Source organism: Pseudomonas sp. DG56-2 (genome assembly GCF_004803755.1).
Taxonomy (GTDB): domain Bacteria; phylum Pseudomonadota; class Gammaproteobacteria; order Pseudomonadales; family Pseudomonadaceae; genus Aquipseudomonas; species Aquipseudomonas auratipiscis.
The window spans coordinates 524,765-549,680 of the sequence record NZ_CP032311.1; the positions used below are offsets into that span (position 1 = coordinate 524,765).

Below are 24,916 nucleotides of genomic sequence, written 5' to 3' on the forward strand. Positions count from 1 at the left end.
CGCTCCCTGCTCCGCCAGGAGGAAAGGCCTTGAAAGACCTACTGAATTTGCTGAAAAACCAGGGTCAAGTCGAAGAGTTCGACGCCATCCGTATCGGACTGGCCTCGCCTGAGATGATCCGTTCGTGGTCGTTCGGTGAAGTGAAAAAGCCGGAAACCATCAACTACCGTACGTTCAAGCCTGAGCGTGACGGCCTGTTCTGCGCCAAGATCTTTGGCCCAGTCAAGGATTACGAGTGCCTGTGCGGTAAGTACAAGCGCCTGAAGCACCGTGGTGTCATCTGTGAGAAGTGTGGCGTTGAAGTCGCTCTGGCCAAGGTTCGTCGTGAGCGCATGGCGCACATTGAATTGGCCTCTCCGGTTGCCCACATCTGGTTCCTGAAGTCGCTGCCGTCCCGTATCGGCCTGCTGATGGACATGACCCTGCGTGATATCGAGCGCGTTCTCTACTTCGAGAGCTATGTCGTTATCGATCCGGGCATGACCACGCTGGAAAAAGGCCAACTGCTCAACGACGAGCAGTACTTCGAAGCGCTGGAAGAGTTCGGTGATGACTTCGACGCCCGTATGGGTGCCGAGGCTGTCCGTGAACTGCTGCACGCTATCGACCTGGAGCACGAGATCGGTCGCCTGCGCGAAGAAATTCCGCAGACCAACTCGGAAACCAAGATCAAGAAGCTGTCCAAGCGTCTGAAGCTGATGGAGGCCTTCCAGGGCTCGGGCAACTTGCCTGAGTGGATGGTTCTGACTGTTCTGCCGGTATTGCCGCCAGATCTGCGTCCATTGGTTCCGCTGGATGGTGGTCGCTTCGCGACTTCCGACCTGAACGATCTGTATCGTCGGGTTATCAACCGTAACAACCGTCTGAAGCGCCTGCTCGATCTGTCCGCTCCGGACATCATCGTGCGTAACGAAAAGCGCATGCTGCAAGAAGCGGTCGACGCCTTGCTGGACAACGGCCGTCGCGGTCGTGCCATCACTGGTTCGAACAAGCGTCCTCTGAAATCCTTGGCTGATATGATCAAGGGTAAGCAGGGTCGTTTCCGTCAGAACTTGCTCGGTAAGCGTGTTGACTATTCTGGCCGTTCGGTAATTACCGTAGGTCCGACCCTGCGTCTGCACCAGTGCGGTCTGCCGAAGAAGATGGCTCTCGAGCTGTTCAAACCGTTCATTTTCGGCAAGCTGGAAATGCGTGGTCTGGCGACCACCATCAAGGCCGCCAAGAAGATGGTCGAGCGCGAGCTGCCAGAGGTTTGGGACGTTCTCGCCGAAGTGATTCGCGAACACCCCGTACTGCTCAACCGTGCGCCGACCCTTCACCGTTTGGGTATCCAGGCTTTTGAACCGGTACTGATCGAAGGTAAGGCTATTCAGCTGCACCCGCTGGTCTGTGCTGCGTACAACGCCGACTTCGACGGTGACCAAATGGCCGTTCACGTGCCGCTGACGCTGGAAGCTCAGCTCGAAGCGCGCGCGCTGATGATGTCGACCAACAACATTCTGTCGCCAGCCAACGGTGAGCCAATCATCGTTCCGTCGCAGGACGTTGTACTGGGTCTGTACTACATGACCCGTGAAGCCATCAATGCCAAGGGTGAGGGTCGTGTATTTGCCGACCTGCAGGAAGTCGACCGCGTATTCCGCGCTGGCGAAGCTGCCCTGCATGCCAAGATCAAGGTTCGTATCAACGAAACCGTTAACGATCGTGATGGTGGCAGCGTCAAGAATACCCGTATCGTCGACACCACTGTCGGACGTGCGTTGCTGTTCCAGGTTGTACCACCAGGTCTGTCGTACGACGTGGTCAACCAGCCAATGAAGAAAAAGGCGATCTCCAAGCTGATCAACCAGTGCTACCGCGTGGTTGGTTTGAAAGAGACCGTGATCTTCGCTGACCAGCTGATGTACACCGGTTTTGCCTACTCGACCATCTCTGGCGTTTCCATCGGTGTTAACGACTTCGTTATCCCGGACGAGAAAGCCCGCATCATCGGTACTGCCACCGACGAAGTGAAAGAGATCGAGAGTCAGTACGCCTCCGGCCTGGTAACCCAGGGCGAGAAGTACAACAAAGTTATCGACTTGTGGTCCAAGGCGAACGACGAAGTTTCCAAGGCGATGATGACCAACCTCTCGAAAGAGAAGGTCATCGACCGCGATGGTAACGAAGTCGAGCAAGAGTCCTTCAACTCGATGTACATGATGGCTGACTCCGGTGCTCGGGGTTCGGCAGCTCAGATTCGTCAGTTGGCCGGTATGCGTGGTCTGATGGCCAAGCCGGACGGCTCGATCATCGAGACGCCGATCACCGCGAACTTCCGTGAAGGTCTGAGCGTACTGCAGTACTTCATCTCGACTCACGGTGCTCGTAAGGGTCTTGCGGATACCGCGTTGAAAACCGCGAACTCCGGTTACCTGACTCGTCGTCTGGTAGACGTTGCCCAGGATCTGGTTGTGACCGAGATCGACTGTGGCACCGAGCAGGGCCTGCTGATGACGCCGCACATTGAAGGTGGCGATGTTGTTGAGCCGCTGGGTGAACGGGTTCTGGGTCGTGTCATTGCCCGTGACGTGTTCAAGCCAGGCACCGACGACGTTATCGTTCCGGCCGGTACCCTGGTCGACGAGAAGTGGGTTGAGTTCATCGAACTGAACAGCATCGACGAAGTCATCGTGCGTTCGCCGATCAGCTGTGAAACTCGCTACGGCATTTGCGCCAAGTGCTACGGTCGTGACCTGGCTCGCGGTCATCAGGTGAACATCGGTGAAGCGGTCGGCGTTATCGCTGCGCAATCCATCGGTGAGCCGGGTACTCAGCTGACCATGCGTACGTTCCACATCGGTGGTGCTGCAAGCCGGACCTCGGCTGCTGACAGCGTCCAGGTGAAGAACGGCGGTATGGTCCGTCTGCACAACCTGAAGCAGGTTGAGCGTGCCGACGGTAACCTGGTTGCCGTATCGCGTTCCGGTGAATTGGCTATTGCCGACGAATTCGGTCGTGAGCGTGAGCGCTACAAACTGCCGTACGGCGCCGTGATCTCGGTGAAGGAAGGCGATAAGGTCGACGCTGGCGCTATCGTCGCCAAGTGGGACCCGCACACCCACCCGATCGTTACCGAAATGAAAGGTACCGTGACCTTCGTGGGCATGGAAGAAGGCATCACGATCAAGCGTCAAACTGACGAATTGACCGGCCTGACCAACATTGAAGTTCTGGACGTCAAAGATCGTCCGGCTGCAGGTAAAGAAATTCGTCCTGCAATCAAGATGGTCGATGCCAATGGCAAGGATCTGCTGCTGCCGGGTACCGACGTACCTGCACAGTACTTCCTGCCGGCGAACGCCCTGGTTGGTGTGGCTGACGGTGCACAGATCGGTGTTGGTGACGTTATCGCGCGTATTCCGCAAGAGACCTCGAAGACTCGTGACATCACCGGTGGTCTGCCGCGCGTTGCTGACTTGTTCGAAGCTCGTCGTCCGAAGGAAGCCTCGATTCTGGCTGAGGTCAGCGGCACCATCGCGTTCGGTAAAGAAACCAAAGGCAAGCGTCGTTTGGTTATTACCCCGAACGACGGTACCGATCCGTACGAGGAGCTGATTCCGAAGTGGCGTCACCTGAACGTCTTCGAAGGCGAACAAGTGAACCGCGGCGAAGTTATCTCCGACGGTCCAAGCGATCCGCACGACATCCTGCGTCTGCTGGGTGTAAGCGCATTGGCCAAGTACATCGTCAACGAGATTCAGGACGTTTACCGTCTGCAAGGCGTGAAGATCAACGACAAGCACATCGAAACCATTCTGCGTCAGATGCTGCGCAAGGTTGAGATTTCCGAGTCGGGCGATTCCAGCTTCATCAAGGGCGACCAGATGGAACTGACCCACGTACTGGTGGAGAACGAGCGCCTTGGCGCGGAAGACAAGTTTGTCTCCAAGTTCACCCGTGTGCTGCTGGGTATCACCAAGGCCTCGCTGTCGACCGAATCGTTCATCTCGGCGGCTTCCTTCCAGGAAACCACTCGAGTGCTGACCGAAGCGGCGGTAACTGGCAAGCGCGATTACCTGCGCGGCCTGAAAGAAAACGTGGTCGTGGGTCGTCTGATCCCGGCCGGTACCGGTCTGGCATACCACAGCGAGCGCAAGCGTCGCCGTGATGCCGACAAGCCGCTGCGCGTAAGTGCCAGTGAGGTGGAAGCCGCACTGACTGAAGCGCTGAACTCCAGCGGTAATTGAAAGTAGGGCAGGGCCCCGGCTGACCCGATCCGCGCATTGGTGACATAAATTGTTGCCGATGACCGGGGAGGGGAGGCTGGGGCCTCGTCTTGACTGGGGACAAGATCCTCTTTAGACTCTTGTACCCCTAAATTTGGTGGGACTTCGTCCTGCCAATTTTTGCTTTTCTTGCAAGACAATAGCGTCGCAAGACAACAGTGGAGCTAGTAGATGGCAACTATCAACCAGCTGGTACGTCAGCCGCGTAAGCGTATCGTCGAGAAATCCGACGTTCCTGCGCTGCAGAACTGCCCGCAACGTCGTGGCGTGTGCACCCGTGTGTACACCACTACGCCGAAAAAACCTAACTCGGCACTGCGTAAAGTATGCCGTGTGCGTCTGACCAACGGTTTCGAGGTTTCCTCGTACATCGGTGGTGAAGGCCACAACCTGCAAGAGCACAGCGTGGTACTGATCCGCGGCGGTCGTGTAAAAGACTTGCCAGGTGTTCGTTACCACACCGTTCGCGGCTCTCTGGATACTTCCGGCGTTAAAGGCCGTAACCAGGGTCGTTCGAAGTACGGTACCAAGCGTCCGAAGTAATCGGTCGTTTGCAGCAATTTGCAGTAATTCATTTTATTGAGTCGATAAGAGTAAGGTCGGGCACGAATCCAATGGGTTCACTGTCCCGGGCTAACCTGAAGACCGTTTGAGGGCTTATCAATGCCAAGACGTCGTGTAGCAGCCAAGCGTGAGATTCTGGACGATCCAAAATACGGAAGCCAGATCCTCGCCAAGTTCATGAACCACGTGATGGAAAGCGGCAAGAAGGCCGTTGCCGAGCGTATCGTTTACGGTGCGCTGGACAAGGTCAAAGAACGCAAGAACAGCGATCCCCTGGAAATCTTCGAGAAAGCTCTCGACGCCATCGCTCCGCTGGTCGAAGTTAAGTCGCGCCGTGTTGGCGGTGCCACTTACCAGGTTCCTGTTGAAGTTCGTCCATCCCGTCGTAACGCCCTGGCAATGCGCTGGTTGGTAGACTACGCCCGTAAGCGTGGCGAGAAGTCCATGGCCCTGCGCCTGGCTGGCGAGCTGCTGGATGCTGCTGAAGGCAAAGGTGCTGCAGTCAAGAAGCGTGAAGACGTACACCGTATGGCCGAAGCCAACAAAGCGTTCTCGCACTACCGCTTCTAATTCAAGCATCAATCTTTTTGCGAGGGCTCTATGGCTCGTACTACACCAATCAACCGCTACCGTAACATTGGTATTTGCGCGCACGTTGACGCAGGCAAAACTACCACTACTGAGCGGATCCTGTTTTACACAGGCCTGAGCCACAAAATGGGCGAGGTGCATGATGGCGCCGCGACTACCGACTGGATGGTGCAGGAGCAGGAGCGGGGTATTACCATTACCTCCGCTGCTGTAACCACCTTCTGGGAGGGTTCCCGTGGCCAGTATGGCAAATACCGCGTAAACGTCATCGATACCCCGGGCCACGTTGACTTCACCATTGAAGTAGAACGTTCCCTGCGCGTACTCGACGGCGCCGTCGTTGTATTCTGCGGTACTTCCGGCGTTGAGCCGCAGTCCGAAACCGTATGGCGTCAGGCCAACAAGTACGGTGTTCCACGTGTTGTCTACGTGAACAAGATGGACCGTGCTGGTGCCAACTTCCTGCGTGTTGTCGGTCAGATCAAGAATCGTCTGGGTCACACCCCGGTTCCTGTTCAGTTGGCCATCGGTTCGGAAGATAACTTCCAGGGTCAGGTCGACCTGATCAAGATGAAGGCTATCTACTGGAACGACGACGACAAGGGCACCACTTATCGCGAGGAAGAGATTCCTGCCGATATGCTGGAGCTGGCTGAAGAGTGGCGCGCCAATATGGTCGAAGCCGCTGCAGAAGCCAACGAAGAGCTGATGAACAAGTACCTTGAAGAAGGTGAGCTGAGCGTCGAAGAGATCAAGGCAGGCCTGCGCGCGCGCACCCTGGCCAGCGAGATCGTTCCGGCTGTCTGCGGTTCCTCCTTCAAGAACAAGGGCGTTCCACTGGTTCTCGATGCCGTTATCGACTTCCTGCCTGCTCCTACCGAGATTCCTGCGATCAAGGGTATCCACCCTGACCTGATCGAGAAGCCGAAGGAAGAGCTGACTGAAGGCGATTATGACGAGCGTCACGCTGACGACAATGAGCCGTTCTCGGCTCTGGCGTTCAAGATTGCTACTGACCCGTTCGTGGGTACCCTGACTTTCGTGCGCGTTTACTCGGGCATGCTGCAGTCTGGCGACTCCGTGATCAACTCGGTCAAGGGCAAGAAAGAGCGCGTTGGTCGTATGGTGCAGATGCACGCCAACCAGCGTGAAGAGATCAAAGAAGTACTGGCAGGCGACATCGCTGCTCTGATCGGCATGAAGGACGTCACCACCGGTGACACCCTGTGCAATGCCGACAAGCCGATCATTCTCGAGCGTATGGACTTCCCGGAGCCTGTGATTTCGGTAGCTGTTGAGCCGAAAACCAAGCAAGACCAGGAAAAGATGGGTATCGCACTGGGCAAACTGGCTCAAGAAGACCCGTCGTTCCGCGTCAAGACCGACGAAGAAACCGGCCAGACCATCATTTCCGGTATGGGCGAGCTTCACCTGGACATCCTCGTTGACCGCATGAAGCGCGAGTTCAACGTCGAGGCCAACATCGGTAAGCCGCAGGTTTCCTACCGCGAGCAGATCACCAAGGACAACGTCGAAATCGAAGGTAAGTTCGTTCGTCAGTCCGGTGGTCGTGGTCAGTTCGGTCACTGCTGGATTCGCTTCTCGCAGCCATCCGTGGACGCGCAAGGCAACATCACCGAAGGTCTGGAATTCACCAACGAAGTTGTAGGTGGTGTGGTTCCTAAGGAATACATCCCGGCGATCCAGAAGGGTATCGAAGAGCAGATGAAGAACGGCATCGTTGCCGGCTATCCGCTGATCGGCCTGAAGGCAACCGTGTTTGATGGTTCTTACCACGACGTCGACTCCAACGAGATGGCGTTCAAGGTAGCGGCCTCCATGGCGACCAAGCAGCTCGCAGCCAAAGGCGGCGGCAAAGTGCTTGAGCCGATCATGAAGGTAGAAGTTGTGACCCCTGAGGACTACATGGGTGACGTGATGGGTGACCTGAACCGTCGTCGTGGCCTGATCCAGGGTATGGAAGATTCGGTGTCCGGCAAGGTTGTCCGTGCTGAAGTTCCGCTCGGAGAAATGTTCGGTTATGCGACCGACGTTCGTTCCATGTCTCAGGGTCGCGCGAGCTACTCCATGGAATTCTCCAAATACGCCGAAGCTCCGTCGAATATCGTCGAAGCGCTCGTTAAAAAACAAGGCTGATTCAGCCCCTTTAGGCTAGGAGTTCACTGTCGTGGCTAAAGAAAAATTTGATCGTTCCCTCCCGCACGTCAACGTTGGCACCATCGGTCACGTTGACCACGGTAAAACCACTCTGACCGCAGCTCTGACTCGCGTCTGCTCCGAAGTTTTCGGTTCGGCCGTCGTCGAATTCGACAAGATCGACAGCGCTCCAGAAGAGAAAGCTCGCGGTATCACCATCAACACCGCACACGTTGAGTACAACTCGAACATTCGTCACTACGCTCACGTTGACTGCCCAGGTCACGCTGACTACGTGAAGAACATGATCACTGGTGCTGCCCAGATGGACGGCGCGATCCTGGTTTGCTCGGCCGCTGATGGTCCGATGCCACAAACTCGTGAGCACATCCTGCTGTCCCGTCAGGTTGGCGTTCCGTACATCGTGGTCTTCCTGAACAAGGCTGACCTGGTAGACGACGCTGAGCTGCTGGAACTGGTTGAGATGGAAGTTCGCGACCTGCTGTCCACCTACGACTTCCCAGGCGACGACACTCCGATCATCATCGGTTCGGCTCGTATGGCGCTGGAAGGCAAAGACGACAACGAAATGGGCACCACCGCTGTCAAGCGTCTGGTTGAAACTCTGGACAGCTACATCCCAGAGCCAGAGCGTGCTATCGACAAGCCGTTCCTGATGCCAATCGAAGACGTATTCTCGATCTCGGGTCGTGGTACCGTTGTTACCGGTCGTATCGAGCGTGGTATCGTCCGCGTTCAGGACGCCCTGGAAATCGTTGGTCTGCGTGACACCACCACCACCACCTGCACCGGTGTTGAGATGTTCCGCAAGCTGCTGGACGAAGGTCGTGCTGGCGAGAACTGCGGCGTTCTGCTGCGTGGTACCAAGCGTGACGACGTTGAGCGTGGTCAGGTTCTGGTCAAGCCAGGTTCGGTTAAGCCGCACACCAAGTTCACCGCAGAAGTATACGTTCTGAGCAAGGAAGAAGGCGGCCGTCATACTCCGTTCTTCAAAGGCTACCGTCCACAGTTCTACTTCCGTACTACTGACGTGACTGGTAACTGCGAGCTGCCAGAAGGCGTTGAAATGGTAATGCCAGGTGACAACATCCAGATGACTGTCACTCTGATCAAAACCATCGCAATGGAAGATGGTCTGCGCTTCGCTATCCGTGAAGGCGGTCGTACCGTCGGCGCTGGCGTCGTAGCCAAAATCATCGAGTAATTCTCGATAGGTTGAAAAAGCCCCCGCTTAGCGGGGGCTTTTTTTATTGGGTTGACACCCAATAGGGGCGTCTATAGAATCACGCCTCCTTTTAACGGGCGTAGTGCGCCCGGTGGGAATAGCAGCCTGGAGTCTGAAATCCAATGCAAAATCAGCAAATCCGTATCAGGTTGAAGGCTTTTGACCATCGCCTGATCGACCAATCCACCCAGGAAATCGTGGAAACCGCGAAACGTACTGGTGCTCAAGTGCGTGGTCCAATTCCACTGCCTACCCGTAAAGAGCGGTTCACCGTTCTGGTCTCCCCGCACGTCAACAAAGACGCGCGTGACCAGTACGAGATCCGTACTCATAAGCGCGTTCTGGACATCGTCCAGCCAACGGATAAAACCGTTGATGCGCTTATGAAGCTTGATCTTGCGGCCGGCGTGGAAGTGCAGATCAGCCTCGGCTAAGACTCTGTCTTAGTCGTGTAACGCTCTGAAATGGGCGGCCATAGCGGGTGAAAGCCCCGTACACTCATGAGGTTTACAACATGACTATTGGTGTAGTCGGTCGTAAATGCGGTATGACCCGTATTTTCACCGAAGAAGGTGTCTCCATTCCGGTCACGGTCATTGAGATCGAGCCGAATCGCGTCACCCAGTTCAAAACCGAAGAAACCGATGGCTACCGTGCAGTGCAAGTCACTGTTGGTGAGCGTCGTGCTTCGCGTGTGACTGCTGCTCAAGCAGGTCACTTCGCTAAAGCGAACGTTGCCGCTGGTCGCGGTGTCTGGGAATTCCGTCTTGAAGAAGGCGATTACCAGGCTGGCGACTTGATCAATGCAGAAATCTTCGCTGCTGGCCAGATGGTAGATGTTACCGGTCAGTCGAAAGGTAAAGGCTTCGCCGGTACCATCAAGCGCTGGAACTTCCGCGGTCAAGATAACACCCACGGTAACTCCGTTTCCCACCGCGTCCCGGGCTCTATCGGCCAGTGCCAGACTCCTGGTCGTGTATTCAAGGGCAAGAAAATGTCCGGTCACATGGGCGCCGAGCGCGTGACCGTTCAGTCCCTGGAAGTAGTGCGCGTCGACGCTGAACGCAATCTGTTGCTGGTCAAGGGTGCCGTTCCTGGCGCTACTGGCGGTGATCTGGTTGTGCGTCCGGCTGCCAAGGCTCGCGGGTAAGGGGAAGCTGACATGCAACTAAATGTAAATGACGCTCAAGCGATCGAAGTTTCCGAACTGACTTTCGGTGGCGAATTCAACGAGACGCTGGTTCACCAAGCAGTCGTGGCCTACATGGCTGGCGGCCGTCAGGGTACCAAGCAGCAGAAAACCCGTTCCGACGTTGCTGGTGGCGGTAAGCGCCCATGGCGTCAGAAAGGTACTGGTCGCGCTCGTGCCGGTACTATCCGTAGCCCAATCTGGCGTGGCGGTGGTACCACTTTCGCAGCTCGTCCTCAGGATCACTCGCAGAAGCTCAACAAGAAGATGTACCGCGCAGCAATGCGTTCCATCCTCGCTGAGCTGGTGCGTACCGACCGTCTGGTCGTGGTTCAGGACTTCGCTGTTGAAGCACCGAAAACCAAAGACCTGCTGAACAAGCTGAACGGCATGGGTCTGAGCGACGTACTGATCGTTTCTGACGCTGTTGATCAGAATCTGTACCTGGCTGCTCGTAACCTGCCACACGTCGACGTACGTGACGTGCAGGGTTCCGATCCGGTCAGTCTGATCGCATACGACAAAGTGTTGATCACTGTGTCGGCCGTGAAGAAATTCGAGGAGCTGCTGGGATGAACCAGGAACGCGTATTTAAAGTCCTCCTTGGCCCGCACGTTTCCGAGAAGGCTACCGTTCTGGCTGAGAAAAAAGGCCAGTTCGTATTCAAGGTTGCTACTGATGCAACCAAGCTGGAAATCAAGAAAGCTGTCGAAGGCCTGTTCGGCGTAAAAGTCGAAAACGTGTCGACCGTAAACGTTCTGGGTAAAACCAAGCGTACCGCACGTGGTCTGGGCAAGCGCAATGACTGGAAGAAAGCGATCGTTTCGCTTCAGCCAGGCCAAGATCTCGATTTCAGCAGCAGTGCTGAGTAAGGAAGGGGTGCATCATGGCAATCGTTAAATGCAAACCGACTTCCCCTGGCCGCCGTTTCGTGGTCAAGGTGGTCAACAAGGAGCTGCACAAAGGCGCTCCTCACGCACCGCTGCTCGAGAAGAAGTCGAAGTCTGGTGGTCGTAACAACAATGGCCGCATCACTACTCGTCACGTAGGTGGTGGTCATAAGCAGCATTACCGTATGGTCGATTTTCGTCGCAACGACAAAGATGGCATCATCGCCACTGTCGAGCGTATCGAATACGATCCAAACCGTACTGCTCACATCGCACTGCTGTGCTACGCAGACGGCGAGCGCCGCTACATCATCGCCCCTAAAGGCGTGAGTGCTGGCGACCAGCTGATCGCAGGCGCACTGGCTCCAATCAAGCCAGGCAACTCCCTGCAACTGCGCAACATTCCAGTGGGTAGCACCATTCACGGCATCGAACTGAAGCCGGGCAAAGGTGCACAAATCGCTCGTTCCGCTGGTGCTTCGGCTCAGCTGATCGCTCGCGAAGGTGTCTACGTGACCGTGCGTCTGCGCTCTGGTGAGATGCGTAAAGTCCTGGCTGAATGCCGTGCGACCCTGGGTGAAGTCTCGAACTCCGAGCACAGCCTGCGTTCGCTGGGTAAAGCTGGTGCTAAACGCTGGCGTGGCGTTCGCCCAACCGTTCGTGGTGTTGCCATGAACCCGGTTGACCACCCACATGGTGGTGGTGAAGGTCGTACCTCCGGTGGTCGTCATCCGGTATCGCCATGGGGCTTCCCGACTAAGGGCGCGAAGACTCGTGGTAATAAGCGTACCGACAACATGATCGTCCGTCGTCGCAAGTAAATAGAGGGATACGACAGTGCCACGTTCTCTGAAAAAAGGTCCTTTTATCGATCTTCACCTACTGAAGAAGATCGAAGTGGCGGCGGAAAAGAACGATCGCAAACCAGTTAAGACCTGGTCGCGCCGTTCGATGATCCTGCCACAAATGGTCGGTCTGACCATCGCGGTACACAACGGTCGTCAACACGTCCCAGTTCTCGTGAACGAAGACATGGTCGGCCATAAACTGGGCGAGTTTGCCGGTACCCGCACTTATCGTGGGCACGTGGCTGACAAGAAAGCCAAGCGTTAAGGGGTAAGGAAATGGAAGTAGCCGCTAAGTTGTCGGGCGCTCGAATCTCCGCCCAGAAAGCCCGCTTGGTCGCCGACCAGATCCGCGGGAAGAAGGTGGGCGAAGCGCTCAACCTGTTGGCCTTCAGCAGCAAAAAAGCCGCTGAAATCATGAAGAAAGTCCTCGAGTCGGCCGTAGCCAACGCCGAGCATAACGAAGGCGCAGACGTTGATGACCTGAAGGTCTCCACCGTTTTCGTCAACGAAGGGCGTTCGCTGAAGCGCATCATGCCGCGTGCCAAAGGCCGCGCTGATCGCATCGTCAAGCGGTCTTGCCATATCACTGTCAAGGTTGCGGACAAGTAACGGAGTCGATCAGATGGGTCAGAAAGTACATCCCACTGGCATTCGCCTGGGAATCGTCAAGGAGCACACCTCCGTCTGGTACGCAGACGGTCGGACTTATGCGGACTATTTGCTCGCAGATCTGAATGTGCGTGAGTACCTCCAAGACAAACTAAAAAGCGCGTCCGTTAGCCGTATCGATATCCATCGTCCGGCTCAAACTGCACGCATCACCATCCACACCGCTCGTCCAGGTATCGTTATCGGGAAGAAAGGTGAAGATGTTGAGAAACTGCGTCAGGACCTGACCAAGCAAATGGGTGTGCCTGTGCACATCAATATCGAAGAGATCCGCAAGCCGGAACTCGACGGTATGCTGGTAGCTCAGAGCGTAGCTCAGCAGCTGGAGCGTCGTGTGATGTTCCGTCGCGCCATGAAGCGCGCCGTACAGAACGCCATGCGCATTGGTGCCAAAGGCATCAAGATCCAGGTGAGCGGTCGTCTCGGCGGTGCTGAAATCGCACGTACTGAATGGTATCGCGAAGGTCGTGTGCCACTGCACACCCTGCGTGCTGACATCGACTATGCCACTTACGAAGCTCACACCACTTACGGTGTGATCGGTGTGAAGGTTTGGATTTTCAAAGGCGAAGTTATTGGTGGTCGCCAAGAAGAACTGAAACCACAAGCACCAGCGCCTCGTAAAAAAGCTGCTAAGTAAGGGGTACGCCAAATGTTGCAACCAAAGCGTACAAAATTCCGCAAGCAGATGACTGGCCACAACCGTGGTCTGGCGCTGCGCGGTAGCAAAGTCAGCTTCGGCGAATTTGCTCTGAAAGCTGTTGCTCGCGGTCGTCTCACCGCTCGCCAGATCGAATCGGCACGTCGTGCCCTGACTCGTCACGTAAAACGTGGCGGTAAGATCTGGATCCGTGTGTTCCCGGACAAGCCGATCTCCAAGAAGCCTCTCGAAGTGCGGATGGGTAAAGGTAAAGGTTCCGTGGAATACTGGGTTGCCCAGATCCAGCCAGGCAAAGTCCTGTACGAGATCGAGGGTGTTTCTGAAGAGCTGGCGCGTGAGGCTTTCGCCTTGGCGGCTGCAAAGCTGCCTCTCGCCACCTCCTTTGTTAAGCGGACGGTGATGTGATGAAAGCGAATGAACTTCGTGAAAAATCAGCACAGCAGCTGAACGAGCAACTGCTCGGCTTGCTGCGCGACCAGTTCAATCTGCGTATGCAGAAAGCAACTGGCCAGTTGGGGCAGTCGCACCTGCTCTCGCAAGTTAAGCGTGACATCGCTCGCGTGAAAACTGTGCTCAACCAGCAGGCAGGTAAGTAATCATGGCTGAAGCTGAAAAAACCGTCCGTACGCTGACTGGCCGTGTCGTCAGCGACAAGATGGACAAAACCATCACCGTACTGATCGAGCGTCGCGTAAAGCACCCGATCTACGGTAAATACGTTAAGCGTTCGACTAAGCTGCACGCGCACGACGAAACCAATCAGTGCCACATCGGCGACAAGGTCTCCATCCGTGAGACTCGTCCGCTGGCCAAGACCAAAGCTTGGGCACTGGTTGAAGTTCTCGAACGCGCTGTTGAAGTCTAAGGGCTAAGGGTCGGAGAAATTTTATGATTCAGACTCAATCCATGCTCGATGTGGCCGATAACAGCGGCGCTCGTCGCGTCATGTGTATCAAGGTGCTCGGCGGTTCCCACCGCCGTTACGCCGGTATCGGTGACATCATCAAGGTAACCGTCAAGGAAGCAATTCCTCGCGGTAAAGTGAAGAAAGGCCAAGTGATGACTGCTGTTGTAGTCCGCACTCGCCACGGTGTCCGTCGTGCTGACGGCTCCATCATCCGCTTTGATGGCAATGCTGCTGTTCTGCTGAACAACAAGCAAGAGCCGATCGGCACCCGTATCTTTGGGCCAGTGACCCGTGAACTTCGTACTGAGAAGTTCATGAAGATCGTCTCGCTCGCCCCAGAAGTGCTGTAAGGAGATCCGACATGCAAAAGATTCGTCGTGACGACGAGATCATCGTGATCGCCGGCAAAGACAAAGGTAAGCGCGGTAAGGTGCTCAAGGTTCTCGCTGACGACCGTCTGGTCGTTGGTGGGATCAACCTGGTGAAGCGTCATACCAAGCCTAACCCGATGTCGGGCGTACAAGGCGGTATCGTCGAGAAAGAAGCGCCACTGCACGCTTCCAACGTCGCCATTTTCAACGGCGAAACCAACAAGGCTGACCGCGTTGGTTTCAAAGTAGAAGAAGGCAAGAAAATTCGTGTCTTCAAGTCGACCCAAAAAGCGGTTGATGCTTGAACACTGCTAGGTAGAAGACCATGGCACGACTGAAAGAGATTTACCGGAAGGAAATTGCTCCGAAGCTTAAGGAAGAACTTAAGCTGGCGAACGTGATGGAAGTTCCGCGCGTTACCAAGATCACCCTGAACATGGGTCTGGGCGAAGCTGTCGGCGACAAAAAAGTCATCGAGCACGCTGTTGCTGACCTGGAGAAGATCACCGGTCAGAAAGCCGTTGTGACTTTCGCTCGGAAATCCATCGCGGGCTTCAAGGTCCGTGAGGGCTGGCCGATCGGCGTTAAAGTTACTCTGCGCCGTGATCGTATGTACGAATTCCTGGACCGCCTGCTGGCGATCTCCCTGCCTCGGGTTCGCGACTTCCGCGGCCTGAATGCCAAGTCCTTCGATGGTCGTGGCAACTACAGCATGGGCGTGAAAGAGCAGATCATCTTCCCGGAAATCGACTACGACAAGATCGATGCTCTGCGCGGTCTGGACATTACCCTGACCACCACTGCCAAGAACGATGACGAAGGCCGCGCTCTGCTGCGTGCTTTCAAATTCCCGTTCCGCAACTGATTGGAGTAGGAAAATGGCCAAGAAGAGCATGAAAAACCGTGAGCTGAAGCGTCAGCTCACTGTTGCCAAGTACGCCAAGAAGCGTGCCGAGCTGAAAGCGACCATCGTTAATCTGGAAGCAACTCCAGAAGAGCGTTTCGCAGCTGTTGTAGCTCTGCAGAAGCAGCCACGTGACGCCAGCGCTTCGCGCCTGCGTAACCGCTGCCGCATCACCGGTCGTCCACACGGCGTTTACCGCAAGTTCGGCCTTGGCCGTAACAAGCTGCGTGAAGCAGCAATGCGCGGTGACGTTCCAGGTCTGGTTAAAGCCAGCTGGTAAGACGTACCGGCAGCGTCCAGGTGGCGGGGGAGCGATCTTCCGACCACCGGTGACATTGCAACGAAACAAGCCCCTTATGGGGCTTGTTTCGTTTCTGGGATCTGTCTAGAATGACCGGCTCTCCTGAGCCCGGGTTTTTTCACCTGGCTCGCTTTGGAGACTGTAGTAGCCGAAAGGCTAATTTTTCTTGTATCAGGAGCGTCTAGCCCATGAGTATGCAGGACCCGTTAGCGGACATGCTAACTCGCATCCGTAATGCCCAGATGGCTGAAAAGTCCGTCGTAAGCATGCCTTCGTCGACTTTGAAGGTTGCGGTTGCCAAAGTTCTGAAAGACGAAGGTTACATCGCTGGCTACCAAGTCAGCAGCGAAGTAAAACCATCGCTTTCCATCGAGCTTAAATACTTCGAAGGCCGTCCGGTCATCGAAGAAGTCAAGCGCGTAAGTCGTCCAGGCCTGCGTCAGTACAAGTCCGTCGAAGAGCTGCCAAAAGTACGTGGCGGTCTGGGCGTGTCTATCGTCTCCACCAACAAAGGTGTGATGACTGATCGTGCTGCGCGCGCTGCCGGTGTCGGCGGCGAAGTTCTCTGCACAGTGTTCTAAGGGGGGATAAGCATGTCTCGCGTCGCTAAGAACCCCGTTAAGCTGCCAGCTGGCGTCGAAGTTAAGTTCGTCGGCCAACAGCTTTCGGTGAAGGGTGCCAAGGGCACTCTCGAACTGAACGTTCACTCGTCCGTAGAAGTCGTTGAAGAAGCTGGTGAGCTGCGTTTTGCTGCTCGCAATGGCGATCAACAAACTCGCGCTATGGCCGGTACTACCCGTGCCCTGGTTAACAACATGGTCCAAGGCGTAAGCCAAGGCTTCGAGCGTAAGCTCCAGCTGGTCGGTGTTGGTTACAAAGCTCAGGCTAAAGGCACTGTGCTGAACCTGGCGCTGGGCTTCTCGCATCCAGTGGATTACGAATTGCCTGAGGGCATCACCGCTGAGACCCCAAGCCAGACCGATATCCTGATCAAGGGTATCGATAAGCAGCTGGTAGGTCAGGTGGCCGCTGAAATCCGCGACTTCCGTCCACCAGAGCCGTACAAAGGCAAGGGTGTGCGTTACGCGGACGAAGTCGTCCGTCGTAAAGAAGCCAAGAAGAAGTAGGGCCTAGCAAATGACCGACAAAAAAGTTACTCGACTGCGTCGCGCTCGCAAAGCACGCCTGAAAATGCACGAACTCGAAGTCGTGCGTCTCTGCGTGTATCGCTCCTCGCAGCACATCTATGCCCAGGTCCTTTCGGCCGACGGCAGCAAAGTCCTGGCCAGCGCCTCGACTTTGGACAAAGAACTGCGTGATGGCGCCACTGGCAACATCGACGCGGCAACTAAGGTTGGCAAGCTGGTAGCTGAGCGCGCGAAAGCCGCCGGTGTATCTCAAGTTGCCTTTGACCGTTCCGGTTTCAAGTACCACGGCCGCGTTAAGGCGCTGGCTGAAGGTGCTCGTGAAGGCGGGCTGGAGTTCTAAGTTATGGCAAATAACGATCAAAAGCGCGACGAAGGCTACATCGAGAAGCTGGTTCAAGTTAACCGCGTTGCCAAGACCGTAAAAGGCGGCCGTATCTTCACCTTCACCGCGTTGACCGTGGTGGGTGATGGCAAGGGTCGCGTTGGTTTCGGCCGTGGCAAATCGCGCGAAGTACCAGCTGCGATCCAGAAAGCTATGGAAGCTGCTCGTCGCAACATGATTCAGGTTGACCTGAATGGCACCACTCTGCAGTACGCCACCAAGTCCGCCCATGGCGCGTCGAAGGTGTACATGCAGCCTGCCTCCGAAGGTACCGGTATCATCGCTGGTGGCGCAATGCGTGCTGTCCTGGAAGTTGCTGGTGTTCAGAACGTCCTGGCCAAATGCTACGGCTCGACTAACCCTGTAAACGTGGTTCACGCCACTTTCAAGGGTCTGAAGGCTATGCAATCTCCTGAATCCATTGCTGCCAAGCGCGGCAAGAGCGTCGAGGAGATCCGCTGATCATGGCTACCGTTAAAGTAACGCTGATCAAAAGCACCGCCGGCCGTATCCCTAGCCACAAACTGTGCGTTAAGGGTCTGGGTCTGCGCCGCATCGGTCACACTGTAGAAGTCCTGGATACTCCCGAGAATCGCGGGATGATCAACAAGGCTTACTACATGCTGCGCGTCGAGGGTTAATCGATGAAACTCAATGATCTGAGTCCAGCGCCGGGTTCCCGTCGCGAGAAGCATCGTCCGGGTCGTGGTATCGGTAGTGGTTTGGGTAAGACTGGTGGCCGTGGTCACAAAGGTCAAACCTCCCGCTCCGGTGGCACCATCGCTCCAGGCTTTGAAGGCGGCCAACAGCCGCTGCACCGTCGTCTGCCGAAGTTCGGCTTCGTTTCGCTGAAAGCCATGGACCGCGCCGAAGTGCGTCTGTCCGAACTGGCCAAAGTGGAAGGCGACGTTGTCACCGTGCAATCCTTGAAGGATGCCAACGTGGTTAACCAGAACGTTCAGCGTGTGAAAATCATGCTGTCGGGCGAAGTTACTCGCGCAGTCACCATCAAGGGTATCGCAGCCACCAAAGGTGCGCGTGCGGCTATCGAAGCAGCTGGCGGCAAGTTCGAGGAATAAATGGCTAAGCAAGGTGCTCTCTCTTCGCTCGGCAAAGGCGGGATGTCTGAACTTTGGGCTCGTCTGCGTTTTCTGTTCCTGGCGATCATCGTCTATCGGATAGGCGCACACATCCCAGTTCCAGGTATCAACCCGGACCGGCTGGCGGAACTGTTTCGACAGAATGAGGGGACCATTCTTAGCTTGTTCAACATGTTTTCCGGCGGCGCGCTGGAGCGGATGAGCATCTTTGCACTGGGGATCATGCCGTACATTTCGGCATCGATCATCATGCAACTGATGACCGCCGTCAGCCCGCAGCTGGAGCAGTTGAAGAAGGAAGGTGAAGCTGGCCGTCGTAAGATCAGCCAGTACACCCGCTACGGCACCGTAGTCCTGGCGCTGGTCCAGGCCATTGGCATGTCCATTGGTCTGGCCGGTCAGGGCGTGGCGTTTTCTGCTGACTTTGGCTTCCATTTCGTTGCGGTATCCACGTTTGTGGCTGGCGCAATGTTCATGATGTGGCTGGGTGAGCAGATCACTGAACGCGGTGTAGGCAACGGTATCTCGATGTTGATCTTCGCAGGTATCGTCGCCGGTCTTCCGAGAGCAATCGGGCAGTCTTTCGAGTCTGCACGTACGGGCGATATCAACATCTTCGCTCTGGTTGCTATCGGTTTGCTGGCAGTAGCGATTATCGGTTTTGTGGTGTTCATTGAGCGTGGTCAGCGTCGTATCGCCGTTCACTACGCCAAGCGTCAGCAGGGCCGTAAGGTTTTTGCTGCGCAGACCAGCCACTTGCCGCTGAAAGTGAATATGGCGGGCGTTATTCCTGCCATTTTCGCGAGCAGCATCTTGCTGTTCCCGGCTTCGCTGGGTGCCTGGTTCGGTCAGTCCGAAGGTATGGGCTGGTTGCAGGACATCTCGCAGTCGATCGCTCCTGGTCAGCCGTTGAATATTCTGCTGTTTAGTGCAGGGATTATTTTCTTCTGCTTCTTCTATACGGCGTTGATGTTCAATCCGAAAGACGTAGCGGAGAACCTGAAGAAGTCCGGTGCCTTTATTCCGGGTATCCGTCCTGGTGAACAATCGGCGCGCTACATTGATGGCGTTCTGACTCGTTTGACCATGTTCGGTGCTCTTTATATGACGGCCGTCTGTCTGCTTCCCCAGTTCCTGGTGGTTGCGGCAAACGTTCCGTTCTACCTTGGCGGGACCTCGTTGCTGATTGTGGTAGTGGTTGTGATGGACTTCATGTCCCAAGTACAATCGCACCTCGTTTCGCACCAGTACGAATCCCTGATGAAGAAAGCCAACCTGAAAGGCTACGGCGGCAGCGGTTTGCTGCGCTGAGAGACCCTTAAGGTTCGAGGAGTTGGTGATGAAAGTTCGTGCATCGGTGAAAAAGCTGTGCCGTAACTGCAAAATTATTCGCCGCGAAGGTGTCGTTCGAGTAATTTGCAGCGCGGAACCACGTCACAAGCAGCGCCAAGGCTGAGTGTGATCTGCGCTACAAACCCAGCAGCTAGTGCGCTGCTGGGTTGATTAATTGTTTCTACAGCGATATTATCTCGCGCCCTATTTCTTGGCTTCCGGGGCGTAGGTAGCTGTCAATTGGAGTCCCACTGAATGGCCCGTATTGCAGGCGTCAACATTCCAGATAACAAGCACACTGTTATCTCGCTGACCTACATCTATGGTGTTGGTCGCACTACTGCACAGAAAATCTGTGTAGACACTGGGGTTAACCCAGCCGCAAAGATCAAGGATCTGAGCGACGAGCAGGTTGAATCGCTGCGTACTGAAGTTGCGAAGTACATCACCGAAGGTGATCTGCGTCGTGACATCAACATGAAAATCAAGCGGTTGATGGACCTGGGTTGCTACCGCGGCCTGCGTCATCGTCGGGGTCTGCCAGTACGCGGTCAGCGTACCAAGACCAACGCGCGTACCCGTAAGGGCCCGCGTAAGCCGATCCGCAAGTAATCGCACCAGCGAATCGACAGGAATTTAGAAATGGCAAAACCTGCTGCTCGTCCTCGTAAAAAAGTCAAAAAGACAGTGGTTGATGGCATCGCCCACATTCACGCGTCTTTTAACAACACCATCGTGACCATCACCGATCGTCAAGGTAACGCTCTGTCCTGGGCTACCTCCGGCGGTTCGGGTTTCCGCGGTTCTCGCAAGTCCACCCCGTTCGCTGCTCAAGTAGCTGCTGAGCGTGCTGGTCAAGCTGCGCTGGAATATGGTCTGAAGAACCTCGACGTTAACGTCAAGGGTCCAGGTCCAGGTCGTGAGTCCGCTGTTCGTGCTTTGAACGGTTGTGGCTATAAGATCGCCAGCATCACCGACGTGACGCCAATCCCGCATAACGGGTGCCGTCCGCCGAAGAAGCGCCGCGTGTAATCAGGAGACAGATAAATGGCACGTTACATTGGTCCAAAATGCAAACTGTCTCGTCGTGAAGGCACCGATCTGTTCCTGAAGAGCGGCGTTCGCGCTCTGGAATCGAAGTGCAACATCGAAGCAGCCCCAGGTATCCACGGCCAGCGCCGTGGCCGTCAGTCCGACTACGGCACCCAGCTGCGTGAGAAACAAAAAGTACGTCGCATCTATGGCGTTCTCGAGCGTCAGTTCAGCGGTTACTACAAGGAAGCAGCCTCCAAGAAGGGTGCAACCGGCGAGAACCTGCTGCAGCTGCTCGAGTGCCGTCTGGATAACGTCGTTTATCGTATGGGCTTTGGCGCTACTCGTGCCGAATCCCGTCAGCTGGTTTCGCACAAAGCGATCAGCGTTAACGGCAAGACTGTAAACATTCCGTCCTACCAAGTTCGTCCGGGTGACGTGGTCGCGGTTCGCGAGAAGTCGCTGAACCAGCTGCGCATTGTTCAAGCCCTTGAACTTTGCGCCCAGCGTGGCCGCGTTGAGTGGGTAGATGTGGATACTGCCAAGAAGTCGGGCGTTTTCAAGAACGTTCCAGCTCGCAGTGATCTCTCCGCCGACATCAACGAAAGCCTGATTGTCGAGCTCTACTCCAAGTAAGGGCTAGAAAATAGGTGCATCCATGCAGATTTCGGTAAATGAGTTCCTGACGCCCCGCCATATTGATGTGCAGGTCGTCAGTCCAACCCGCGCTAAAATCACGCTCGAGCCTCTCGAGCGTGGCTTTGGCCATACCCTGGGCAACGCGCTGCGACGCATCCTGTTGTCCTCAATGCCCGGCTGTGCAGTAGTCGAGGCCGAGATTGACGGTGTGCTCCATGAGTACTCGGCAATCGAAGGTGTACAGGAAGACGTCATTGAAATCCTGTTGAACCTGAAAGGCCTGGCTATCAAACTGCACGGTCGTGACGAAGTTACGCTGACCTTGTCGAAAAAGGGTTCGGGGGTGGTTACCGCTGCCGATATTCAGCTGGATCATGATGTCGAGATCGTTAATCCCGATCACGTAATCGCTAACCTGGCGTCTAACGGCGCCCTGAACATGAAGCTCACCGTAGCTCGTGGTCGTGGTTATGAGCCGGCCGATTCGCGTCAGAGCGATGAAGACGAAAGCCGCAGCATTGGTCGCTTGCAGCTTGACTCTTCGTTCAGCCCGGTTCGCCGTATCGCATACGTGGTGGAAAACGCCCGTGTCGAGCAGCGTACTAACCTGGACAAGCTGGTTATTGATCTGGAAACCAACGGTACTCTGGATCCTGAAGAGGCTATCCGTCGTGCTGCAACCATTCTGCAACAGCAGTTGGCTGCGTTCGTCGACCTCAAAGGTGACAGTGAACCAGTGGTAGTCGAACAGGAAGACGAGATCGATCCGATCCTGCTTCGTCCGGTTGACGATCTGGAATTGACCGTGCGTTCGGCCAACTGCCTTAAGGCGGAGAACATTTACTACATCGGCGATCTGATTCAGCGCACCGAAGTAGAACTGTTGAAGACTCCGAACCTGGGCAAGAAGTCCCTGACTGAAATCAAGGACGTTCTGGCCTCCCGTGGTCTGTCCCTCGGCATGCGCCTCGACAACTGGCCGCCTGCAAGTCTTAAGAAAGACGACAAGGCGACTGCCTGATCGTCGTAATCACCGAACGTAGTGTTTGGTAAGGAATGAATCATGCGTCATCGTAAAAGTGGACGTCACCTGAGCCGTACCAGCTCTCACCGCAAGGCCATGTTCCAGAACATGGCGGTGTCGCTGTTCGAGCACGAGCTGATCAAAACTACCCTGCCGAAAGCCAAGGAACTGCGCCGCGTTGCCGAGCCGCTGATCACCCTGGCCAAGGAAGACAGCGTAGCTAACCGTCGTCTGGCTTTCGACCGTACTCGCTCGAAAGAAATCGTCGGTAAGCTGTTCAACGATCTGGGCAAGCGCTATGCCACCCGTCAGGGCGGCTACCTGCGTATCCTCAAGTGCGGCTTCCGCGCTGGCGATAACGCACCTATGGCGTACGTCGAGCTGGTTGATCGTCCTGTCGGTGGCTCGGTAGAAGCTGCTGAGTAAGGCGACAGTCTGAAACAAGAAACCGGGCCTCGTGCCCGGTTTTTTGTGTGTTCATGCATTGAAGCAATCTATTGATCTGAGTCAGGCAATGAATTTGTTGTTGTCATAGTTCTGGTCGATACTCACTCCAAGCCGATTAGCCGGCAGTTTGAGACCGATAGGGAGATAGCGCATGAGCCAGACCAAAATACTGACCACCGCCAGCGGTGCACCGGTAGCAGACAACCAGAACTCACGCTCTGCTGGGCCGCGGGGGCCGTTGTTGCTGGATGACTTTCACCTGATTGAGAAACTCGCTCACTTCAATCGCGAGAACATTCCTGAGCGTCGCGTGCATGCCAAGGGCTCGGGAGCCTACGGTACTTTCACTGTATCCAGGGACATCTCCCAGTACAGTTGTGCCAAGCTGTTCAATGCCATTGGCAAGCGGACCGAGACCTTCCTGCGCTTTTCAACTGTCGGCGGCGAGCGAGGCTCGGCGGACGCCGAACGCGACCCGCGTGGTTTCGCCCTGAAGTTCTACACCGAAGAGGGCAATTGGGACATCGTTGGCAATAACACGCCAGTCTTCTTCATTCGAGATCCATTGAAGTTTCCTGACTTTATCCACACTCAAAAGCGTCTGCCGCAAAGCAACCTGAAGAGCGCGCAAGCGATGTGGGACTTCTGGTCGCATTCGCCTGAAGCACTGCACCAAGTCACCATCCTCTTTTCAGACCGCGGTATTCCTGATGGTTACCGTCATATGCACGGTTTTGGCAGCCACACCTACAGCCTGATCAACGCCCAAGGCCAGCGTACGTGGGTGAAGTGGCACTTCAAGACCAAGCAAGGCATCAAAAACTTGGCGCCCGCCGATGCAGCGCGCCTGGCAGGTACCGATCCGGACTACGCCCAGCGTGATCTGTTCGAAGCCATCGAGCGTGGTGACTTCCCTAAGTGGGCGGTGTGCATTCAGGTGATGAGCGAAGAAGAAGCGGCAAGCCGCGACGAGAACCCTTTTGACGTGACCAAGACCTGGTCGCAGAAAGAATACCCATTGATCGAAATTGGTGAGCTGGAGCTCAACCGCAATCCACTCAATTATTTCGCCGAAGTCGAGCAAGCTGCGTTTGGCCCGAGCAACATGGTTCCAGGTGTTGGTCTGTCGCCTGATCGTATGCTCCAGGGACGCGTATTCGCGTACGCAGATGCTCATCGGTATCGGGTGGGAACCAACCACCAGCAATTGCCGGTAAACGCACCACGCAGCCCGGTAAACACGTACCAGCGTGATGGTGCCATGGCCTTTGGGAGCAATGGTGGAGCGGCGCCGAACTACGAACCTAACAGCTACAGCAGTGCGCCAAAGCAGGCGCCGGAATTTGCCGAGCCGGCATTGGCCCTCAATGGTGTGGCTGATCGTTATGATCACCGCGAAGACACTGACTACTACAGTCATGCCGGCGCGTTATTCCGCTTGATGAACGCCGACCAGAAGGCGCTGCTCATCAGCAACATCGCCGGTGCTATGGCGGGTGTATCTGAAGAGGTAGTACAGCGGCAACTGCAGCACTTTTTTAAGGCCGATCAGGCCTATGGAGAAGGCATCGCCAAGGCTTTGGGCATAAATCTCGCCTAAGTCGAAGTGATAAGAAGAACCGCCCTCATTTGGGCGGTTTTTCAATGAATATCACTACTGTTTACCGGTTTTTTTGCACTTTTTTGCCTGATTTCAAGTGACCTGTCGACGATCCTGGTTCAAACTATGACTTTCACACAGGGAGAGGCAAGGCGATGCAAGGTCACCCGGACGTAATCGATTATCTCAACACGTTGCTGACGGGCGAACTGGCGGCGCGTGATCAGTACTTCATTCACTCGCGGATGTACGAAGACTGGGGCTTGAGCAAGCTCTACGAGCGTATCAACCACGAGATGGAGGAAGAGACCCAACACGCTGATGCCCTGATGCGTCGTATCCTCATGCTCGAAGGTACTCCACGCATGCGTCCGGAAGATTTGGACGTGGGTACGACTGTCCCGGAAATGATTGCTGCCGATCTGCGACTTGAGTACAAAGTCCGTGCTGCGCTGTGCAAAGGCATCGAGCTGTGCGAGCTGCACAAGGATTACATCAGCCGCGACATTCTCCGCGTGCAACTGGCCGACACCGAGGAAGATCACACCTACTGGCTGGAGAAGCAGCAGGGCCTGATCAAGTCGATCGGTCTGGAGAACTACCTGCAATCGCAGATGTAATTTTCCCGTGTAAAAAAGAGCCCCGC

35 protein-coding genes are annotated in these 24,916 nt (G+C 55.6%); all 35 read left to right on the forward strand.

Annotated elements, in window-relative coordinates:
- Window positions 1-29 precede the first annotated feature (29 nt).
- Window positions 30-4,229: a DNA-directed RNA polymerase subunit beta' gene (rpoC, locus tag D3Z90_RS02400; protein WP_136474253.1), complete on the forward strand. Its 4,200-nt coding sequence runs from the start codon at window positions 30-32 to the stop codon at window positions 4,227-4,229.
- Between the two features lie 210 nt (window positions 4,230-4,439).
- A complete protein-coding gene (rpsL, locus tag D3Z90_RS02405) occupies window positions 4,440-4,811 on the forward strand; it encodes a 30S ribosomal protein S12 (RefSeq protein WP_003186084.1) in 372 nt (123 codons plus the stop codon).
- Window positions 4,812-4,931: 120 nt separating this feature from the next.
- Entirely contained in the window at window positions 4,932-5,402 is a 471-nt protein-coding gene (gene rpsG, locus D3Z90_RS02410; RefSeq protein WP_008089143.1) for a 30S ribosomal protein S7, read from the forward strand.
- Window positions 5,403-5,432: 30 nt separating this feature from the next.
- On the forward strand, window positions 5,433-7,580 hold the full coding sequence (fusA, locus tag D3Z90_RS02415; RefSeq protein WP_136474254.1) for an elongation factor G: 2,148 nt from the start codon (window positions 5,433-5,435) through the stop codon (window positions 7,578-7,580).
- A 31-nt stretch (window positions 7,581-7,611) separates the two neighbouring features.
- On the forward strand, window positions 7,612-8,805 hold the full coding sequence (gene tuf, locus D3Z90_RS02420) for an elongation factor Tu (protein ID WP_105642145.1): 1,194 nt from the start codon (window positions 7,612-7,614) through the stop codon (window positions 8,803-8,805).
- A gap of 143 nt (window positions 8,806-8,948) precedes the next feature.
- Entirely contained in the window at window positions 8,949-9,260 is a 312-nt protein-coding gene (gene rpsJ / locus D3Z90_RS02425) for a 30S ribosomal protein S10 (RefSeq protein WP_003186070.1), read from the forward strand.
- A gap of 80 nt (window positions 9,261-9,340) precedes the next feature.
- Window positions 9,341-9,976 carry a 50S ribosomal protein L3 gene (gene rplC, locus D3Z90_RS02430; protein ID WP_028944484.1) on the forward strand — a complete coding sequence of 212 codons (636 nt, stop codon included), beginning with the start codon at window positions 9,341-9,343 and terminating at the stop codon, window positions 9,974-9,976.
- A gap of 12 nt (window positions 9,977-9,988) precedes the next feature.
- On the forward strand, window positions 9,989-10,591 hold the full coding sequence (gene rplD, locus D3Z90_RS02435; RefSeq protein WP_010220305.1) for a 50S ribosomal protein L4: 603 nt from the start codon (window positions 9,989-9,991) through the stop codon (window positions 10,589-10,591).
- The gene (rplW, locus tag D3Z90_RS02440; RefSeq protein ID WP_010220306.1) at window positions 10,588-10,887 is read left to right on the forward strand and encodes a 50S ribosomal protein L23; all 300 of its coding nucleotides are present in this window, start codon (window positions 10,588-10,590) and stop codon (window positions 10,885-10,887) included. The genes rplD and rplW overlap by 4 nt, the downstream gene beginning before the upstream one ends.
- 14 nt (window positions 10,888-10,901) lie before the next feature.
- Window positions 10,902-11,726, forward strand: coding sequence for a 50S ribosomal protein L2 (gene rplB / locus D3Z90_RS02445; protein ID WP_136474255.1), 825 nt, complete (start codon window positions 10,902-10,904; stop codon window positions 11,724-11,726).
- Between the two features lie 16 nt (window positions 11,727-11,742).
- Window positions 11,743-12,018, forward strand: a complete 276-nt coding sequence (gene rpsS, locus D3Z90_RS02450; protein WP_002555486.1) for a 30S ribosomal protein S19 — start codon at window positions 11,743-11,745, stop codon at window positions 12,016-12,018.
- Window positions 12,019-12,029: 11 nt separating this feature from the next.
- A complete protein-coding gene (rplV, locus tag D3Z90_RS02455; RefSeq protein WP_003103908.1) occupies window positions 12,030-12,362 on the forward strand; it encodes a 50S ribosomal protein L22 in 333 nt (110 codons plus the stop codon).
- A gap of 13 nt (window positions 12,363-12,375) precedes the next feature.
- Entirely contained in the window at window positions 12,376-13,062 is a 687-nt protein-coding gene (gene rpsC, locus D3Z90_RS02460) for a 30S ribosomal protein S3 (protein ID WP_010220308.1), read from the forward strand.
- Window positions 13,063-13,074: 12 nt separating this feature from the next.
- Window positions 13,075-13,488, forward strand: a complete 414-nt coding sequence (gene rplP / locus D3Z90_RS02465; RefSeq protein ID WP_003255479.1) for a 50S ribosomal protein L16 — start codon at window positions 13,075-13,077, stop codon at window positions 13,486-13,488.
- Window positions 13,488-13,679, forward strand: a complete 192-nt coding sequence (gene rpmC / locus D3Z90_RS02470; RefSeq protein ID WP_002555481.1) for a 50S ribosomal protein L29 — start codon at window positions 13,488-13,490, stop codon at window positions 13,677-13,679. Before rplP ends, rpmC begins: the two co-directional genes overlap by 1 nt.
- 2 nt (window positions 13,680-13,681) lie before the next feature.
- The gene (rpsQ, locus tag D3Z90_RS02475; RefSeq protein WP_028944481.1) at window positions 13,682-13,948 is read left to right on the forward strand and encodes a 30S ribosomal protein S17; all 267 of its coding nucleotides are present in this window, start codon (window positions 13,682-13,684) and stop codon (window positions 13,946-13,948) included.
- A gap of 23 nt (window positions 13,949-13,971) precedes the next feature.
- Window positions 13,972-14,340, forward strand: coding sequence for a 50S ribosomal protein L14 (gene rplN / locus D3Z90_RS02480; protein ID WP_002555479.1), 369 nt, complete (start codon window positions 13,972-13,974; stop codon window positions 14,338-14,340).
- Window positions 14,341-14,351: 11 nt separating this feature from the next.
- Window positions 14,352-14,666, forward strand: coding sequence for a 50S ribosomal protein L24 (gene rplX, locus D3Z90_RS02485; protein WP_008374158.1), 315 nt, complete (start codon window positions 14,352-14,354; stop codon window positions 14,664-14,666).
- 20 nt (window positions 14,667-14,686) lie between these two features.
- The gene (gene rplE, locus D3Z90_RS02490) at window positions 14,687-15,226 is read left to right on the forward strand and encodes a 50S ribosomal protein L5 (protein WP_028944480.1); all 540 of its coding nucleotides are present in this window, start codon (window positions 14,687-14,689) and stop codon (window positions 15,224-15,226) included.
- A gap of 13 nt (window positions 15,227-15,239) precedes the next feature.
- Window positions 15,240-15,545, forward strand: coding sequence for a 30S ribosomal protein S14 (rpsN, locus tag D3Z90_RS02495; protein ID WP_010220312.1), 306 nt, complete (start codon window positions 15,240-15,242; stop codon window positions 15,543-15,545).
- 209 nt (window positions 15,546-15,754) lie between these two features.
- Window positions 15,755-16,147 carry a 30S ribosomal protein S8 gene (gene rpsH / locus D3Z90_RS02500; protein WP_010220313.1) on the forward strand — a complete coding sequence of 131 codons (393 nt, stop codon included), beginning with the start codon at window positions 15,755-15,757 and terminating at the stop codon, window positions 16,145-16,147.
- A gap of 12 nt (window positions 16,148-16,159) precedes the next feature.
- On the forward strand, window positions 16,160-16,693 hold the full coding sequence (gene rplF / locus D3Z90_RS02505) for a 50S ribosomal protein L6 (protein ID WP_043861928.1): 534 nt from the start codon (window positions 16,160-16,162) through the stop codon (window positions 16,691-16,693).
- 10 nt (window positions 16,694-16,703) lie between these two features.
- Window positions 16,704-17,054 (forward strand): 50S ribosomal protein L18, encoded by a 351-nt coding sequence (rplR, locus tag D3Z90_RS02510; RefSeq protein WP_136474256.1) that lies wholly within the window; start codon window positions 16,704-16,706, stop codon window positions 17,052-17,054.
- Between the two features lie 3 nt (window positions 17,055-17,057).
- On the forward strand, window positions 17,058-17,558 hold the full coding sequence (gene rpsE, locus D3Z90_RS02515; RefSeq protein WP_010220316.1) for a 30S ribosomal protein S5: 501 nt from the start codon (window positions 17,058-17,060) through the stop codon (window positions 17,556-17,558).
- Window positions 17,559-17,560: 2 nt separating this feature from the next.
- Window positions 17,561-17,737, forward strand: a complete 177-nt coding sequence (rpmD, locus tag D3Z90_RS02520) for a 50S ribosomal protein L30 (RefSeq protein WP_136474257.1) — start codon at window positions 17,561-17,563, stop codon at window positions 17,735-17,737.
- 3 nt (window positions 17,738-17,740) lie between these two features.
- A complete protein-coding gene (gene rplO, locus D3Z90_RS02525) occupies window positions 17,741-18,175 on the forward strand; it encodes a 50S ribosomal protein L15 (RefSeq protein WP_136474258.1) in 435 nt (144 codons plus the stop codon).
- On the forward strand, window positions 18,176-19,507 hold the full coding sequence (gene secY / locus D3Z90_RS02530) for a preprotein translocase subunit SecY (protein ID WP_133210696.1): 1,332 nt from the start codon (window positions 18,176-18,178) through the stop codon (window positions 19,505-19,507). It begins immediately after the preceding gene.
- A gap of 28 nt (window positions 19,508-19,535) precedes the next feature.
- Window positions 19,536-19,652: a 50S ribosomal protein L36 gene (rpmJ, locus tag D3Z90_RS02535; protein ID WP_002555468.1), complete on the forward strand. Its 117-nt coding sequence runs from the start codon at window positions 19,536-19,538 to the stop codon at window positions 19,650-19,652.
- Window positions 19,653-19,783: 131 nt separating this feature from the next.
- The gene (gene rpsM / locus D3Z90_RS02540) at window positions 19,784-20,140 is read left to right on the forward strand and encodes a 30S ribosomal protein S13 (RefSeq protein WP_136474259.1); all 357 of its coding nucleotides are present in this window, start codon (window positions 19,784-19,786) and stop codon (window positions 20,138-20,140) included.
- Window positions 20,141-20,170: 30 nt separating this feature from the next.
- Window positions 20,171-20,560, forward strand: coding sequence for a 30S ribosomal protein S11 (gene rpsK / locus D3Z90_RS02545; RefSeq protein WP_002555466.1), 390 nt, complete (start codon window positions 20,171-20,173; stop codon window positions 20,558-20,560).
- A gap of 15 nt (window positions 20,561-20,575) precedes the next feature.
- A complete protein-coding gene (gene rpsD / locus D3Z90_RS02550) occupies window positions 20,576-21,196 on the forward strand; it encodes a 30S ribosomal protein S4 (protein WP_136474260.1) in 621 nt (206 codons plus the stop codon).
- 22 nt (window positions 21,197-21,218) lie between these two features.
- Window positions 21,219-22,220, forward strand: a complete 1,002-nt coding sequence (rpoA, locus tag D3Z90_RS02555) for a DNA-directed RNA polymerase subunit alpha (RefSeq protein ID WP_003186012.1) — start codon at window positions 21,219-21,221, stop codon at window positions 22,218-22,220.
- 42 nt (window positions 22,221-22,262) lie between these two features.
- Window positions 22,263-22,649 carry a 50S ribosomal protein L17 gene (rplQ, locus tag D3Z90_RS02560; RefSeq protein WP_002555463.1) on the forward strand — a complete coding sequence of 129 codons (387 nt, stop codon included), beginning with the start codon at window positions 22,263-22,265 and terminating at the stop codon, window positions 22,647-22,649.
- 172 nt (window positions 22,650-22,821) lie between these two features.
- Entirely contained in the window at window positions 22,822-24,270 is a 1,449-nt protein-coding gene (locus D3Z90_RS02565) for a catalase (RefSeq protein WP_136474261.1), read from the forward strand.
- 155 nt (window positions 24,271-24,425) lie between these two features.
- Entirely contained in the window at window positions 24,426-24,890 is a 465-nt protein-coding gene (bfr, locus tag D3Z90_RS02570; protein ID WP_136474262.1) for a bacterioferritin, read from the forward strand.
- Window positions 24,891-24,916 lie beyond the last annotated feature (26 nt).